Below are 16247 nucleotides of genomic sequence, written 5' to 3' on the forward strand. Positions count from 1 at the left end.
TTGGAACAACAACCCGATTGCTTATCCATCATGCGCAAGATTATCCACTGCGATGCCGACTGCTTCTTTGCTGCTATAGAAATGCGCGATGACCCAAGCCTTGCCAAGCGTCCGATTGCTGTGGGCGGTAGCAGTGACCGACGCGGGGTTATCTCAACCTGCAACTACGAGGCGCGCCGCTTTGGCGTGCACTCTGCCATGCCCTCCAGCACCGCCAAGCGCCTTTGCCCTGACTTATTAATTCTGCCCCATCGCATGGAAGCCTATAGGGACGCCTCCCTGCAGATGCGCGCCATCTTTTATGACTATACCGACTTGGTTGAACCTCTCTCGCTGGATGAGGCGTTTCTGGATGTGAGCGATAGCAAACATCATCAAGGCAGCGCCACCCGTATCGCCCAGGAGATTCGCACCCGCATTCACCGGGAAATTGGTATCACGGTCTCTGCTGGCATAGCGCCCAATAAATTTCTTGCCAAAATCGCCAGCGATTGGAATAAACCCAACGGCCAATATGTGATTACGCCCGCGCAAGTGGATAACTTTGTCGCGCAGTTGCCAGTCAAAAAGATTTTTGGTGTAGGTAAAGCCATGGCAGCAAAATTGGCTGAACTGAATATTTTCACCTGCGCCGACTTACAAAAATTGTCGGTATTTGAACTTTCGCAGCGCTTTGGCCAAATGGGTTCACGCCTTTATAAATTAAGCCGCGGGATAGATGAGCGTGAATTAACCCTAGACCGACGCCGTAAATCGCTCAGCGTTGAAAATACCTTCGCGCAAGATTTACAAAGCCTGCCACAGTGTCTACACGAACTGCCAACACTCAGCCAACAACTCGCCATTCGGTTACGCCGTGTGGATGAGGATTACAAAATCGTAAAGTTATTTGTAAAAATCAAGTTTTCCGACTTCAGTATCACCACTATTGAGCGCAGCGCTACCGGCGTTCAACTAAATGAGTTTATCGACTTGTGCAGCGAAGCCTATCACCGTAAAGAACAACCAGTGCGGTTGCTCGGTGTGGGAGTAAGGTTTATTGATTTACGCGAGCACAATCATTTTGTGCAATTGGAATTATTTAATCATAACGCGCCATACCTGCCTCACACCGAAGCGGTTGCTACAGCAGCTATAGCGCGGTAAACCATCATTTATTTGGCAGTGGTCTCAATGGAATATACATTGGAAATATCACGATTAAACGCGGTGAAATCATCGCGGTAAAACTCGCGGAAGTCTTCCAGTGTACCGTTTTGAATATTTTCTTCGCGGTTGGCAGGCACCCAGTAATGGGGAACGTTTTTACCGTCTGGCCCGGGAACACCTTCCGGTGCATTGCGCCAGGTAAGCAGGAACGAAATATTGCGCGCATCCGGATCTGCTTTTAACGCAGAAATCAGCTTGCGGTACCATTGGTTGTCGTACTTGCCCGCTTCAATATCCGGGGCGCGAATACCAATTTCAGAAATTACTGGAATTTTTCCACGCGCTTCTGCCATGCGTGCCACCAGTGCGGCATTATCCACCACGTTTTTAAACCAATCGGCGTTATTTTCTACTGGGCCATAGGTATCAAAACCCAACATATCCACCCAGGCATCGCCAGGGTAGCGCTCTTCATAGTTGGCCTCAGTCACTTCCCAAAAATTATTGGGTGAGTAAGCATATAAAAAGTTACGTACGCCTTTGGTATCGCGCAAATATGCCACGGTGTATTGATACAATTTTTTGTATTGCTCCGGCGTGGATTGCTCTTCACCCCACCAAAACCAACTGCCAGTATTTTCGTGGAGAATACGGAAAATCACCGGAATCAATACGCCGTTTTCATCCTTCAAGTTATGCGCCCACTCTGCCAGCTCATCCAGATAACCATTGTATACCGCATTGAATTCACCATCGGGCAATGAAGCCACTACTGCAGGGGTTTTATCCCAGGAAGTGCCTACAGGCCATTCACCTTTTTGTTTATCGGTGATGGGATTATCGAAATGCGAACTTATGGTGATAATACCGCCGCGCGCGTAGGCTTTTTTCACTTGCTCTACTACATCGCCTTCCAGTTTTGGCGAGACAATCGAAAGCGTATCCCAACCGTACACCGCTGCAAAATCGCCAACGGCATTGAAGGTGTCAGACTGTGTGCCATCGGTAGTGGTAATAGTTAAACCTTGTGTGGTGTCGTGTTGATGGCCAAACATAATGGAGTGTTTACGCTGCGCTTGCATAAACGCAAACAGCGAGCGAGTTTCAGCAGTTGCCTGTTTATCCACCAGGGATACTTCTACTGCAGCCGTCGTTTGCACCGCCGCAACACTGCTGGCACCTTGCGCTGAAACACTCGATTTTTCCGCTGGATTACAACCAGCCAAGGTGGCCAGCACCAGCATGGAAAACCCTACACGCACAGCAAGCGAGCGCATTGAAACTATTTTTTTCATTGTTGTCCTCTCATTGTTTGTCCGCCAAAAAAATGGATTGGCGCAGTTAATGGGCATAAACACTTTCTTATAAGTCTATTTTTTCCGCTGTTATGAATTCATAAAACAATCGGGTGATTGGCTGGTAACGAACCATCCAATCACCCGATTGCGCAACGACCTTGAACAGCACTGAGGCTGTGAGCCAACACTCAACCTAACGAGTGTTGTAGCGCACGCGTATGCCTATGTCGTACGAGAGTCGCAATTCTTCCGCACTGATTTCACGGGGAAAAAATGCGCCGGAAAAATGCGCCTGACAAAAACTGGCACCCTCTAATTGCGTATTGCGGAAATCGACTCCGCGCAAATCGGCGCCGCGAAAATAGGCATCACGCAAGTCCAAGCCATCGGCATCTAACTCACGCAAATCCAGTCCGCGAAAATCACCGCCGCGCAACATTCCCTCTTTCACTTCTCCGCGCGCTTTGCGCTGATTAAATTCAGCCACACGCTCAGCCTTCAACAATTGATAAAGAGGGTTTTGATGGAGAATGGGTTTAGTCATAATCAGCTCCGTGTGATGCACTGTTATTAGTAAGGCTACACCTTGACTATAGCCCATGAGACTAATTTTGCTTAACCGATTACCCGCTGCTACACATTATACTGTAAACGGTTACATTCGGGTTTAAGAAGTGTAATCTCTTCATCAAAGACTTGTCGCGCCGGTTGGTATTTTATGCCGCAAGCGTTACACTTATCCGCAAGCTGCAACATAGCGGCACAACCCAACCAATAAAAAATCCATGTTGGGTATTCATCTAGCCTTTAGGCAGGCAATCCTCGGTCAAACTTATCCCCTCGGGCAAAAACCCGATGGAATAAAAATCATCAACCAGTCTCCCTACATCCAGGTTGGCCGCTCATTATTTGAGCCGGTTCATATGAGGCGTTGAGCGTAAAAAATTATCTTGCCATCGCACAGCCTCACGCGGGATTGCTGGCGCTTCGGCATTTTTGAGGAATTGTGAGAATGAGCTTTATCCACGACGACTTTTTGCTCGACACCGAGCAGGCCAAGGTACTCTTTCACGAGTACGCTAAAAACATGCCGATTATTGATTACCACTGCCACCTTCCTCCTGAGCAAGTCGGCCAGAACAAACAATTCAAAAACCTGACAGAAGTGTGGCTAGCCGGTGATCACTACAAGTGGCGCGCTATGCGTTCCAATGGTGTCAATGAGCGTTTCTGCACTGGCGATGCCAGCGATTGGGAAAAATTTGAACAATGGTGTGCAACCGTCCCTTACACCTTGCGCAACCCGCTCTACCACTGGACTCACCTGGAACTGCGCAAACCCTTTGGCATTACTGATCGCCTGCTGGATAGCAGCAGCGCCAAGCGCACTTGGGATGAGTGTAATGAACTGCTCGCCACCCCCGAATTCAGTGCGCGCGGTTTAATGACCCAAGCCAATGTGAAACTGGTATGTACTACTGATGACCCGATTCACGACCTGGCACACCACAAGACTGTCGCCGCCGACAGCTCGTTCAAGTCAGCCATGCTGCCTACCTGGCGCCCTGATCGCGCCATGATGGTGGAAGACACTGCCGCCTATAACAAGTATCTGGATCGCCTGGCAATTGCGGCTGATGTCAATATCAACACCTTTGAAGACCTGATTAAAGCGCTGGATATTCGCCACGATTATTTCCATGCAAATGGCTGTCGCCTATCAGACCACGGCCTTGAAACCGTTTACGCGGCGGATTACACCGAAGACGAAATCAAAGCTATTTTCCTGAAAATTCGTAGCCATAAAGATCTGGATGCGGTGGAAATTGAGAAATTCCAATCAGCGATGATGGTGGAATTTGCCCTGCAAGATCATGCGAAAGGCTGGGTGCAACAGTTCCATATCGGTGCCATCCGCAATAACAACCCGCGCCTGTTCCGCACCTTGGGTGCCGATACCGGGTTTGACTCTATTGGCGACCACAACTATGCCAAGCCATTGGCGAAGTTTTTGGGTCGTTTGGATGACCAAAACAAACTCGCCAAGACCATTATTTACAACCTGAACCCGCGCGATAACGAAGTGATCGGCACCATGATTGGTAACTTCCAGGACGGCTCCGCCGCCGGCAAGATCCAATTTGGCAGCGGCTGGTGGTTCCTGGATCAAATGGAGGGCATGACTCGCCAGATTGAAGCCCTGAGCCAGTTAGGCCTGCTGAGCCGTTTTGTGGGTATGCTCACCGATAGCCGCAGCTTCCTTAGCTATTCACGCCATGAATATTTCCGCCGCATTCTGTGTGGCATTTTAGGGCGCGATATGGCAAAAGGTTTGGTACCTAACGACACCAAGATGGTTGGCAAAATGATTCAAGACATCAGCTTCAACAACGCGAAAAATTATTTTCCGTTTGTTGTGCCTGAATAATCGTTTTACGATCCACAATTGCCTGAGCAATATATGACAGGCATGCGATAATAAAGCCCGGCTTGCGCCGGGCTTTATTATTTTCCGGAACATCACTTTGCTAACAAACGCACTCACCACCTTCTCTTTTGCCTTTGGCATTACTGCGCCCATTTTTGTGGTGTTATTTCTCGGCATGCTGCTGAAAAAGCGCGGCATGATTGACGATGGTTTCATCAAAAGTGCATCGGGCCTGGTTTATACCATCGGCCTGCCGATCATGCTGTTTACTACCAGCGCGAGCGCCGATTTTAGCCACATGGCCGATGTGGGTGTATTGATTGCCTTTGGCGTGATGACCCTGCTGGTATTTGCGGGCAGCCTGCTAACTGCACATTGGTTCACTCAGGAGCCACGCGACCATGGCGTGATTATCCAAGGCGCCTTTCGCGGTAATCTGGTTATTCTGGGGTTGGCGTTTTGCGCCAATGCTTATGGTGAGCGCGGCCTTGCTACTGCCGCATTGCCCGTAGCCATGACGGTCGTACTCTACAATGTACTTTCCATTTATGTGCTCAACCGCAGCCTGCAACGCAGCAGCAATTCCATTAAGGCGACACTCAACGGCATTGTTAAAAACCCGCTGATGCTCGCCATAGCGGCTGGACTCCTATTCAACACCAGCGGCTTGAATATGCCCGGCATTTTGCTCGATAGCGGCAAATATTTAAGTCAGATGGTACTGCCATTGGCATTGATTTGCATTGGTGGCGCGTTGGATTTGTCGCAATTAAAACGCATGGATGCCGCCACACTCAGCGCCAGCCTATGGAAATTAATTCTGTCGCCGTTACTGGCTTGCGGGATTGCAATTGGCCTGGGCGTGCGCGGCGAAAATCTTGCCATACTGTTTGTACTGGCCGCCTCACCCAGCGCTACCGTCAGCTTTGTAATGGTACAAGCCATGAAAGGCAATACATTACTCGCCGCCAATATTGTGGTGCAAACAACACTCTGGTCGCTGCTGAGCGTAACGCTAGGATTGTGGTTATTGGAAATGCTGGGATTGATTTGATAGGCAAATCAACCAAACCAACTTTCCGTTAAACCTGTATAGGGCGTGGCAAAAATAAATAAACTGCCCGCTCGCGGTTGCTGCGCCAATGCGTCATCGCTTAAGCCAACACGGGCACTCGTCACCGCTAATAAATTTAATTGCTCGCCACCAAATGCCACGCAGGTTGGTTGTGTCACTGGCATATTTAACACCAGGTTCTTGTTGCCATCTGGTGCGTAACGCACAACCTGGCTACCGCCCCACTGCGCATTCCACACATAACCTTCTGCATCGACACAGGCACCATCCGGCTCTACGCCAAGATCAGTATGGGTAAATATTTGTGGATTAGATAAATCGCCACTAGCCGCATCAAAATCGTACACACGAATACTGTGGGTAGGTGAATCCGCGTGATACAGCTTGCGCGAATCCGGGCTCCAGCAGAGCGCGTTGGAAATCATCAAACCACTGAAATGTTGGGTGATGGAATAATCTTTATCCAATGAGTAAAGCCCTGCCCCTTGCTCCTCACTGTGACGCTGCTCGACGATTGAGCCCATCCAAAAACGCCCCTGGCGATCACAGCGTCCATCGTTGGAGCGATTACCTTGTATATGCGCTTCCGGCTTGGCAATCCACTCCACGGCCCCCGACTCGGGCGTAAACCAGGCAAAGCCAGACTCAAATGCCGCCAGAATTCGCGCATCATTTTTGGCAAAGGCAAAGCAACAAAGGCGTTCAGGTAAATCCCAATGCGTTAAGTGCTTGTCATTCAAGCAATAGCGATACATCTTTGCAGAAAGAATATCTGTCCACCAAAAGCAACCATCCTGATGGTTCCATTGCACACCTTCACCCAGTGTATTGTTGCAAGGGATTGTGTCGATCAGAGTCATTGTCGTCATAGTTTGCGCTTTTAAAAAAGTCGGAGTGAATAGGCCAAAAATTGCGATTTGAGAAATTGGTTGCAAAAAAAATGCCCCGTAAAAGGGGCATTTTTTTAACCAACCTTAATGCCGGTCAGCTTACCACCAAGTGGCATAAATTGCGGCAAGAATCAAAACAACACCAACGGCGGCGATGTTGAAGCCTGATGTGGTTTTGAAGCTCACATCGTCCAGATGAATTGCATTGGCTTGCTCTTTCGCGCCACCCAACAAGGTAACAACAGCGGCCAATACACAACACAAAATAAATACCAGACCAACACGATCCATAAACGGCACTTCTGGTAAATAAATTTTAAACAGCCAGGATAAAACAACCGATGAAATAGCAGCGGTCAATGCGGAACTGGCTGTCGCTTTTTTCCAGAAGAAACCGAACAGGAAAATCACCACAATACCGGGCGTAAAGAAGCCGGTGAATTCCTGAATAAACTGGAATGCCTGCTCAGACTTTCCTACCAAGGGCTTAGCCAACACAATAGCAATTACCATTGCAATCAAGGCTGTTGCACGACCAACAAATACCAACTTATGTTCGCTGGCATTTTGATTGATGAGCTTTTTGTAAATGTCCATTGTAAAAATAGTCGAGATACTATTACTCATTGAGCTAAGGGAGGATGCAATCGCTGCCACCAACGCCGCAAAGGCAACACCTAACAAACCGTGCGGTAGGAGCTTCATCATTTCCGGATACGCTTGATCTGGCTTTGCCAAATCAGTGGCGAGTACCGCCGCGCAAATGCCGGGCAAAACCACAATGATAGGTACAAATAACTTCATGTAGGCAGCAAATGCCATACCCTTTTGTGCTTCCTGAATATTCTTGGCAGCCAATGCACGCTGAATAATGTATTGGTTAAAGCCCCAGTAGCTGATGTTCATAATCCACAAGCCACCAATCAATACTGATATTCCAGGCAGGTCCATGTAGTTAGGGTTGTCTTTGGACAAAATCATGTCGAATTTTTCCGGTGCTTTTTCCATCAAGGTAGCAAAACCTTGCACGACACCTGCATCACCGGAAATTTGGTTAAGGGCCAGATAGCTCACAAACAAGCCGCCCAATACCAACATAATCACTTGCACTATGTCAGTCATGGCAACCGCTTTAAGGCCGCCGTAAACCGAGTAAGCCATGGAAAACAACACCAGGAAAATCATGCCGTACACCATATCCACACCGATAAATTGCGAAATCGCCAATGAGCCCAAGTAGAGCACCGAGGTCAGGTTCACAAAGGTGTAAAGCGCCAGCCAGAAAATAGCCATCACGGTACGCACGCGACCGTCATAGCGGTTTTCCAGAAACTGCGGCATGGTGTAAATGCCTTTAGTGAGGAAAATAGGTAAAAAGAATTTGGCAATAATAATTAATGTGATAGCAGCCATTAATTCGTAGGCGGCGATTGCCATACCAATTTTGTAACCAGAACCCGACATACCAATAATTTGCTCCGCCGAAATATTGGCGGCAATCAAGGATGCACCTATGGCCCACCATGGCAAGGATTTACTGGCAAGAAAATAATCGTTGGCGTTTTTTTCGTGACCTTTTTCGTCACGCGATACCCAATAGGCAACAAATAGCAGAATCAGGGTGTAGGCAATTAATACCCCGATATCGATCCCGTTTAAAATCATATTGACCTCTGTGTAGTGATGCTGTGGTTGGAGAGCATCCTGTTATTAAAAAATTTTGTTTTTATTGGTGCCACTCAATCGGGTAAAAATTGAATGGCCCTATAAACAAGAAGCACTCATCAGGATCGCTGATGAATGCTTCCGGTTTGCCTTGCGTACTGCACTAACAATCGTAAGTGCTTAAATTCTCCCACCATCGACAATAAATTCTTGCGAGGTGATCATGGCGGAGTCATCCGCCGCGAGGAAGAGTGCCAGGTTCGCCACGTCGTGAGCACCCAAGCGTTTCTTGAGGCACACGCGTTTCATTAATTCTTCTTCCTCTTCTGCGGACAGCCATTTTTCCAACTGTTTAGGCGTAGCCACCCAGCCGGGTAAAATGGAGTTCACACGAATATTGTCCTGACCATAATCCGTGGCCAGCGCTTTGGATATCCCTAAAATACCCGCCTTGGCGGTGATATAACTGGCCAGATTGGGCGGGCCAAATTGTACATTAATAGAACTGATATTGATGATGGAGCCACCGCCCTGCGCGGCCATCATCGGCTGTACGGCCTGTGCGGCAAAAAATGCCGGGTGCAGGTTAATCGCCAAGCCGCGATGCCAACTTTCCTCTGTCATGGTTCGCGTATCGTAACGCTGATCATTGGCGGCGTTGTTCACCAGTACGGCAATGTCGCCATGAACTGCACGCGCATCGGCGATACTTTGCTGCAAGGCGCGAATATCGCTCACATCACAGAGTTCAAACCAGGGGCGCGCATAGCCTTGTCGCTCCAACGCATCACACAATTCACCGGCGCCTTCCGCATCAATATCCACAAAGGCAACGCGCGCGCCTTGGGCCGCAAACGCTTCCACCAGCGCCGCGCCTATGCCGGTTGAGCCGCCGGTTATAAATACGCTGCGCCCCTGCAGGCTGGCGTAGCGGGTGTATTGTGTGTGGTTTGAATAGCTGTACATCTTAATCTCTCTCTGGGTTCACACGGCATTTGGCTGTTATGAGCTTAGGCAGAATCAATCAACCTGCAAAGGTATTTTTGATAACTGCTCTCATGCAGGCTTAACCAGAGATACATTAATCAGTTGCATCACTTCTTGTAACAATACTTTAACCGCGCGACTCGCCTCTTCCTGATCACCCGCACAAATCGCATCGTAAATGCGCTTGTGATCGTCGTAATCTGCCGTCAGTACACCTTTGAGTTGGTTGGTACTGGCGATGCTCACGCGCAGCGCGACCTGGATAAAATCGCGCAACTGGAAGAAGAAGCGATTATTACCCGCCGCCAGAATGGCGCAGTGAAACTCAATATCGGCTGTGAGTGGATCATCCAACCCTTCATCGGCGCGCTTCATACGCGCCAAGGCGTCGCCGATTGCTTTAATTCTTGCAGTGTCCTGATTGTTTTCCGCTGCCAACACCGCCGCTTCCGGCTCAATGGCCATGCGCAACTGGGTGAATTCCCGCAGCAACTCCAATGAGGGGCGCGCGTTCAGGGTCCACCCAAGGACATCGGCATCAAACATATTCCAATGGCTACTCGGCATGACCCGAATGCCCTGACGTGGCCGCGAGGCAATCAACCCCTTGGCAGTCAGCATTTTTACCGCTTCGCGGGTAACGCTGCGGCTGATATTAAACTGCTGCGATAACTCGGCTTCCGTTGGGAAGGACTTATCGATTGCATATTGACCTTGAACAATTGCCGCACCCAATTGATGGGTTAACTGGTGAGTAAGGTTACGCCCTGTGTCCAGCATAGTTAATTAGCCTATTTATATTATATATATGTTGGTGGTTCGACAAGCTTTTCTTGGTGGTCTGGATACCGAAAAACGCGTGTTGATGTCAGAAGCCACGCTGTGTTGACCCTTAAAAACAAAAACCCGCGCCTGAACGCAGACGCGGGTTATTTAACAAGAGGGAGTCGCTTTAGTCACGCAAAAAATGCAGCGTGCGCCAAATGACGGGCTTATTCCTCTTTGGCATTCACATTTTCAGTGATCTGCTCAAGGTTGGCGTGACGAACATCCTCACCATTGACCAGATAAATCACGTATTGCGCCAGGTTGCGTGCGTGATCGCCAATACGCTCCAGCGCCCGCAGTGACCACATGATATTGAGCACCCGGGTAATGCTGCGCGGGTCTTCAATCATAAAGGTCACCAGCTCGCGCATGGCGGTGCTGTATTCCATATCCACTTGCTTGTCGGTTTGCACCACGGTCAGTGCCAATTGCATATCCAGACGGGCAAAGGCATCCAGTGCGTCTTGCAACATACGCGATACGTGGCCGCCAATATGGCGCACCTCAATATAACCGCGCGGCGACAAACCATCTTTGTTCATGGCAATGGCCTGACGGGCAATTTTGGTGGCTTCGTCGCCAATACGCTCAAGGTCGGTGATCGCCTTGGTGACGGCGATGACCAGGCGCAAATCGCTGGCAGCCGGTTGACGACGGGCGAGAATACGCACGCACTCCTCGTCGATCGCCACCTCCATAGTGTTGACTTTGGTGTCCGAGCGAACCACCTGCTCGGCGCGCTCCACGTCAGCGTCAATCAGCGCCTGGATGGCATCGTTCACCTGACGCTGGGCCATACCGCCCATTTCCGACAGGTGAGTGCGAATCGCTTCCAGCTCTATGTTGTACTGTTGCGAGATATGATGAGTGTGACTTGTAATATCCATAACCATGATGCGCCTCCGCATTAACCGTAACGGCCAGTGATGTAGTCTTCGGTTTGTTTTTTACTGGGGTTGGTAAACACTGTGTCGGTAAGATCGTGTTCAATCAAATCGCCCATGTACATAAACGCCGTGTAATCGGAAACGCGCGCCGCCTGCTGCATACTGTGCGTCACAATTACGATGGTGTATTGGTGCTTTAATTCGTTAATCAATTCTTCAATTTTCAGCGTGGAAATCGGGTCGAGCGCTGACGCTGGTTCATCGAGCAGAATGACTTCCGGCTCAATAGCAATCGCGCGTGCAATGACCAAACGCTGCTGCTGCCCGCCTGATAAACCGAAGGCATTTTCATGCAGACGATCCTTTACCTCATCCCAAAGTGCAGCGCCTTTGAGTGAATTTTCTACGACCTCATCCAGTACACGCTTGGATTTGACACCTTGCAAACGCAACCCGTAAGCGACATTTTCATATATCGATTTAGGAAAAGGATTCGGCTTTTGGAACACCATGCCGACCTGACGACGCAGCTCAGCGACATCCACACTTTTTTCGTAAATATTTTCACCGTCGAGCAGGATTTCACCTTCCACACGGCAGGAATCCACCAAATCATTCATGCGATTAAAACAACGTAACAGTGTGGATTTTCCACAGCCTGAAGGACCGATAAATGCAGTCACTTTTTTCTCAGGAATTTTCATGCTCACATTATTCAATGCGCGCTTTTGATCGTAGTACAAGTTGAGGTTTTTCACTTCAAGCTTGATGGGTTCCACCAGTGCAGTCGGGGTCATATAGGTGCCTGCTGTTTTAAAGACAAAAGTAAAATCACTAGAGAATTTTTGTTAATGCGCAAGTGCAACCGGTATCCGCTTAATCGGATGCACCACGATACTTTTCACGCAAACTGTTGCGGATTTTGATCGCCGTAATATTGAGGATCATAATCAGCAGGACCAAGGTAAGTGAGGTGGCATAGACCAAGGGGCGTGCCGCCTCCACGTTCGGGCTCTGGAAACCCACATCGTAAATATGGAACCCCAGGTGCATAATTTTTTGATCCAGATGCAGATAGGGATAGTTGCCATCCACTGGTAACGCCGGTGCCAACTTAACCACACCCACCAACATCAGTGGCGCCACTTCACCGGCAGCGCGGGCAATTGCCAAAATCAAACCCGTCAACATGGCCGGTGTCGCCAGCGGTACCACCACTTTCCACAGGGTTTCCGCTTTGGTTGCGCCCAAGGCCAAACTGCCTTGGCGAATTGTGCTGGGAATACGCGACAAACCTTCCTCGGTAGAGACGATAACAATGGGCAGGGTCAAGAGTGCCAGCGTGAGCGACGCCCAAAATAATCCCGGTGTACCAAAGGTAGGAGCAGGCAGCGATTCAGGATAAAACAGTTGATCGATACTGCCCCCAGGATGTACACAAAAAATCCCAAACCAAATACGCCGTACACAATCGATGGCACACCGGCAAGGTTGTATACCGAGATGCGGATAATTTTTAACAGCGTGCCTTGCTTTGCATATTCACGCAGATAAATAGCGGCGAGAATTCCCAGCGGCGTAACCATAATCGACATCACAATCACCATAGTGATGGTGCCAAAAATAGCGGGGAAAATACCGCCTTCCGTATTCGCCTCGCGCGGCTCGTCAGCCAGGAATTCCCAGAGGCGATCAAAGTATTGACCCAACTTGCCAAACACCCCCAGTACATTGGGACGGGTGACGCGCACTATGTGATCAAAACCAATAACAGCTTGCTTGCCATCTGCAGTGCGCACCATCAACTTGTCGCGTGTTGCTTGCGCGAGTATGTCGTCGCGCGCTTTTTTCACTACCGCATATTCCGCTTCCAAGGCGGCACGACGCTCGGCAAATTCGGCATCAGCCGCCGCCATTGCCGCGCCCTGCACACCGTTTAATTCCAAACGACGGCGCTCAAGACGCAGGTCATCCATGCGCTTATTGATGCGACCAATATCGACTTTCTCTATGCGATGTACCTGCGCATGTAAATCCAGTGCACGCGTCAAACGTTGATCCAGTTGCATCCAGAAGTCAGCGTTAGCCAGTTCACTGACTTGTTGCTCGCCTTCTTTAATCGCAACGGGGTAGCCATAAAAGTTGCCCCACTCACGGCGCTCAATCGCGACCGCATCAGTCGGGTATTCCCAGGGCTTCATGCCAATATCCAGGTACCACACAAAATCGCGGCCACTGATATCGCGGTTACCCATCTTGAACAGGTGACGGGTAATTAACTCAACATCGTCGGCAATCTCGTAACCACCATCGCGCGCTACCGCCGCAGGAATAACTTCATCGCGCACCGCTTCGCCCATGATGATGTGAGTCTGGCCGGTGCGATCCACAATGCTGGTTTGCAAAATGTCAGCGGGCCAAAAGTGACCAAAGCCCCGTACCGCAATCAACCCAAGCAGGCCGATAACCATGATCATACACAGCGCGATTGCACCACCGTTTAACCATATCCAGGGCGATCCGCTACTAAACCAGGAGCTATTTTTACTTGCCAATTTTTTCATCGGATTTATCACCAATTACAAGTTGCTGTAGCGTTTGCGTAAGCGCTGACGTATCACTTCTGCCAGAGTATTCATCACAAAAGTGAGCGCCAATAACACCAATGCGGCTAAAAACAATACCCGGAAGTGGGTGCTGGCCACGGCGGTTTCCGGCAACTCCACCGCAATGTTGGCCGAGAAGGTACGCATGCCCTCAAAGATATTAAAGTTCACAACCGGACTGTTACCGGTGGCCATAAGCACAATCATGGTCTCCCCCACAGCGCGACCAAAGCCCATCATCATCGCCGAGAAAATACCTGGACTGGCAGTGGGCAATACCACGCCAACTACGGTTTGCCAGCGGGTTGCACCGAGCGCCAATGAACCTTGGGTCAGGTGACGTGGCACACTGAATACGGCGTCTTCGGCGATAGAGAAAATAGTGGGGATGACCGCAAAGCCCATCACAATACCTACCACCAAGGCGTTGCGTTGGCTGTAGTCGATTCCATTTTCGGTAAACCACTGACGCATGCTGCCGTCAAAAAACCAGACCTCTGTAAACGGACTGGCGGCAACGCAAGCCCATACCGTGAGGATAATGGGTAGCACCAGAATGACAGCCTCCCATCCCTCTGGCACGCGATTACGCAGTGACTCGGGGCAGCGACTCCATGCATAACCCGTCACCAACATAATGACCGGCAGCAAAATCAGGATGCCAAATATCGCCGGCAGGTGATCTTCCACAAACGGTGCCAGCCACAAACCGGCCAGAAACCCGAGGATTACCGTGGGTAGCGCCTCCATGATTTCGATGGTTGGTTTTACCAGGCCACGCAGTTTGGGAGTCATAAAATAGGCGGTATAGATAGCGCCCATGACTCCCAGTGGAATTGCAAACAACATGGCAAAAAATGCGGCTTTTAATGTACCAACAGAGAGCGGCACAAAACTCATTTTGGCTTCAAAGTTGTCACTGCCTGAGGACGCTTGCCAAATATATTCCGGCGCATCGCGGCCCTCGTACCACACTTTTTTCCAGAGTGAACTGAATGAAACTTCAGGGTGTTTGTTCCAGACATTTGCCACGCTCAAGGTGTCGGTTTCATCCAACAACAAACTGCGATTGTGAATAGGTGAAATAGCGAGTTGCTTGATGGGATGATCACTCACCGATTCAATCAACAATGTGCGCTGGGAGGTCGCGTAATAAATACCGATATTGCCCTTGTCATCGCCCGCCCAGAAACCGCGACGCGCATGTTCAGGTGTAATGCGGGTAATCGCACCAGCCAGCGCATCAAACCCGCGTACATATTTCAGCTCATAAATATTGTCCGGGTTGCGCACCAGAAACCATTGGCTCAGGGCGCCCTTGTCAGTACCAATAATCAGCGAGGCAGTGCCCACTAAAAATTCCATCCGTGTGATCTTGCCATCGCCAATCACTACTGGCGGCTGCACTTTTACATCGCTGGGATTAATCACGTTGTACAACACCAGTTGCGACTGATCAGTCGCTATAACTATATGCTGTGCACGGTCGTCGATTTGTATGGCAATCGGCTTGCTTCCTGCCGGCAATGACGGCAGGGGAAACACTTCCTGATTGATACTCACATCGCCGGTAATCATGTTGTGGCTGCTGCTGTAAATCGCCAGCAGCAAACGCTGGTCAGCCGTCATTGCCGCCAACACAATCCCGCTGCCCGTCTCTTGCACCGCCAACTGTGTCAATGCAGAGCCCTGCTCATCCAACTGCAAGGGAGCATCACCCAAGGGGAATAACAGACTGGGTGTGATTTGGCGTTTGTCTTGTGGATAGCTGAGAGCATAATCCGCTTTGATGACGGCAACCTGGCCATTGCTGTAACCATAGGCGACCAAACCGTAATCCGGGGTGCTGGTGGCAATACGGGTAAAGCTGGCATCCGTCGCATGAGGTACTTGGGCATTCAGTACCTGACTGCCATCGCTGACATTAAAAAAATGTACGGCACCACTGCGCTTGAAACTTGCTCCGATTTCCTCATAGCGCTCTAACGTCAGGTGCTCTGTTGGATCGGTGGCCTGCTGTTGTAATTGGGCTGAGGTGTAACTGTGAATAGGTTCAACCGACGCACCGCGAAACAGCGGCGCAATCTCGGAAAACAAGTAAAAGAAAATCAACCCAAGCGAAAACACGACGGCAAGTCCGGCGGACATTACCCCGTAACGCGATAATTGATCTTTAAATTTGCGAATGCTGCGCAATTTACTGCGCTGCTCGCGATTGGGCATCAGGCTCTGGATTGGCTTTGCCGCTGTAATGGGTTCGGACATGGTCTACTCACCTGTTTATCGTCTGGCACAAGAATCCTAGCAATCGAAGATGACACTTTTGTTACAAAACCCCGAAAACTGTCATCCGACTGTCATATTTCTCTCTGGCTTCATCCATAAAAAAACGCCGAACAAGTCGGCGTTTTTTTATGGCAATCACGCGGGATTA

General features: G+C 49.8%; 14 protein-coding genes. 3 read left to right on the plus strand and 11 right to left on the minus strand.

The genetic code is table 11. From position 1 onward, the window contains the following. The first annotated feature begins 30 nt into the window (after positions 1–30). On the plus strand, positions 31–1146 hold the full coding sequence (gene dinB / locus B0D95_RS09225; RefSeq protein ID WP_078043631.1) for a DNA polymerase IV: 1116 nt from the start codon (positions 31–33) through the stop codon (positions 1144–1146). Positions 1147–1154: 8 nt separating this feature from the next. Here dinB and B0D95_RS09230 read toward each other — a convergent pair whose 3' ends face one another. Together B0D95_RS09230 and B0D95_RS09235 are read right to left on the minus strand one after the other, a co-directional pair. After that, positions 1155–2444: a glycosyl hydrolase gene (locus B0D95_RS09230; RefSeq protein ID WP_078043632.1), complete on the minus strand. Its 1290-nt coding sequence runs from the start codon at positions 2442–2444 to the stop codon at positions 1155–1157. Positions 2445–2640: 196 nt separating this feature from the next. Continuing rightward, entirely contained in the window at positions 2641–2991 is a 351-nt protein-coding gene (locus B0D95_RS09235; RefSeq protein WP_078043633.1) for a pentapeptide repeat-containing protein, read from the minus strand. A gap of 468 nt (positions 2992–3459) precedes the next feature. Between B0D95_RS09235 and uxaC the strand changes: the two genes are divergently transcribed. Next, a complete protein-coding gene (gene uxaC, locus B0D95_RS09240) occupies positions 3460–4875 on the plus strand; it encodes a glucuronate isomerase (protein WP_078043634.1) in 1416 nt (471 codons plus the stop codon). A gap of 97 nt (positions 4876–4972) precedes the next feature. Then, positions 4973–5929, plus strand: a complete 957-nt coding sequence (locus B0D95_RS09245) for an AEC family transporter (protein ID WP_078043635.1) — start codon at positions 4973–4975, stop codon at positions 5927–5929. Between the two features lie 8 nt (positions 5930–5937). On the opposite strand, the gene B0D95_RS09250 is transcribed toward B0D95_RS09245, so the two are convergent. From B0D95_RS09250 to B0D95_RS09285, 9 genes are all read right to left on the minus strand, one after another. Then, complete coding sequence (locus B0D95_RS09250; protein WP_078043636.1) at positions 5938–6819, minus strand: SMP-30/gluconolactonase/LRE family protein; 882 nt, start codon at positions 6817–6819, stop codon at positions 5938–5940. A gap of 120 nt (positions 6820–6939) precedes the next feature. Then, the gene (locus tag B0D95_RS09255; RefSeq protein ID WP_078043637.1) at positions 6940–8505 is read right to left on the minus strand and encodes a sodium/sugar symporter; all 1566 of its coding nucleotides are present in this window, start codon (positions 8503–8505) and stop codon (positions 6940–6942) included. Between the two features lie 180 nt (positions 8506–8685). Further along, a complete protein-coding gene (locus B0D95_RS09260; protein WP_078043638.1) occupies positions 8686–9471 on the minus strand; it encodes an SDR family NAD(P)-dependent oxidoreductase in 786 nt (261 codons plus the stop codon). Between the two features lie 90 nt (positions 9472–9561). Beyond that, complete coding sequence (locus tag B0D95_RS09265; protein ID WP_078043639.1) at positions 9562–10272, minus strand: FadR/GntR family transcriptional regulator; 711 nt, start codon at positions 10270–10272, stop codon at positions 9562–9564. Positions 10273–10484: 212 nt separating this feature from the next. Further along, complete coding sequence (gene phoU, locus B0D95_RS09270; protein ID WP_210403700.1) at positions 10485–11207, minus strand: phosphate signaling complex protein PhoU; 723 nt, start codon at positions 11205–11207, stop codon at positions 10485–10487. Positions 11208–11227: 20 nt separating this feature from the next. Beyond that, the gene (gene pstB / locus B0D95_RS09275) at positions 11228–12004 is read right to left on the minus strand and encodes a phosphate ABC transporter ATP-binding protein PstB (protein ID WP_078043641.1); all 777 of its coding nucleotides are present in this window, start codon (positions 12002–12004) and stop codon (positions 11228–11230) included. A gap of 79 nt (positions 12005–12083) precedes the next feature. Beyond that, positions 12084–12539 carry a PstA family ABC transporter permease gene (locus B0D95_RS21110; protein ID WP_371453468.1) on the minus strand — a complete coding sequence of 152 codons (456 nt, stop codon included), beginning with the start codon at positions 12537–12539 and terminating at the stop codon, positions 12084–12086. After that, entirely contained in the window at positions 12536–13771 is a 1236-nt protein-coding gene (locus B0D95_RS09280) for a hypothetical protein (RefSeq protein ID WP_371453471.1), read from the minus strand. The genes B0D95_RS21110 and B0D95_RS09280 overlap by 4 nt, the downstream gene beginning before the upstream one ends. Positions 13772–13786: 15 nt before the next feature. Then, the gene (locus tag B0D95_RS09285) at positions 13787–16078 is read right to left on the minus strand and encodes an ABC transporter permease subunit (protein WP_078043642.1); all 2292 of its coding nucleotides are present in this window, start codon (positions 16076–16078) and stop codon (positions 13787–13789) included. Positions 16079–16247: the final 169 nt, after the last annotated feature.

This window comes from Cellvibrio sp. PSBB023 (assembly GCF_002007605.1).
Taxonomy (GTDB): Bacteria; Pseudomonadota; Gammaproteobacteria; order Pseudomonadales; family Cellvibrionaceae; genus Cellvibrio.

Coding starts and splice junctions, on each gene's coding strand:
- B0D95_RS09230 (WP_078043632.1), bottom strand. CDS start 2,444: ATGAAAAAAATAGTTTCAATGCGCTCGCTTGCTGTGCGTGTAGGGTTT.
- uxaC (WP_078043634.1), top strand. CDS start 3,460: ATGAGCTTTATCCACGACGACTTTTTGCTCGACACCGAGCAGGCCAAG.
- B0D95_RS09250 (WP_078043636.1), bottom strand. CDS start 6,819: ATGACGACAATGACTCTGATCGACACAATCCCTTGCAACAATACACTG.
- B0D95_RS09265 (WP_078043639.1), bottom strand. CDS start 10,272: ATGCTGGACACAGGGCGTAACCTTACTCACCAGTTAACCCATCAATTG.
- phoU (WP_210403700.1), bottom strand. CDS start 11,207: ATGGATATTACAAGTCACACTCATCATATCTCGCAACAGTACAACATA.
- B0D95_RS09280 (WP_371453471.1), bottom strand. CDS start 13,771: ATGAAAAAATTGGCAAGTAAAAATAGCTCCTGGTTTAGTAGCGGATCG.
- pstB (WP_078043641.1), bottom strand. CDS start 12,004: ATGACCCCGACTGCACTGGTGGAACCCATCAAGCTTGAAGTGAAAAAC.
- B0D95_RS09285 (WP_078043642.1), bottom strand. CDS start 16,078: ATGTCCGAACCCATTACAGCGGCAAAGCCAATCCAGAGCCTGATGCCC.
- B0D95_RS09255 (WP_078043637.1), bottom strand. CDS start 8,505: ATGATTTTAAACGGGATCGATATCGGGGTATTAATTGCCTACACCCTG.
- dinB (WP_078043631.1), top strand. CDS start 31: ATGCGCAAGATTATCCACTGCGATGCCGACTGCTTCTTTGCTGCTATA.
- B0D95_RS09260 (WP_078043638.1), bottom strand. CDS start 9,471: ATGTACAGCTATTCAAACCACACACAATACACCCGCTACGCCAGCCTG.
- B0D95_RS09235 (WP_078043633.1), bottom strand. CDS start 2,991: ATGACTAAACCCATTCTCCATCAAAACCCTCTTTATCAATTGTTGAAG.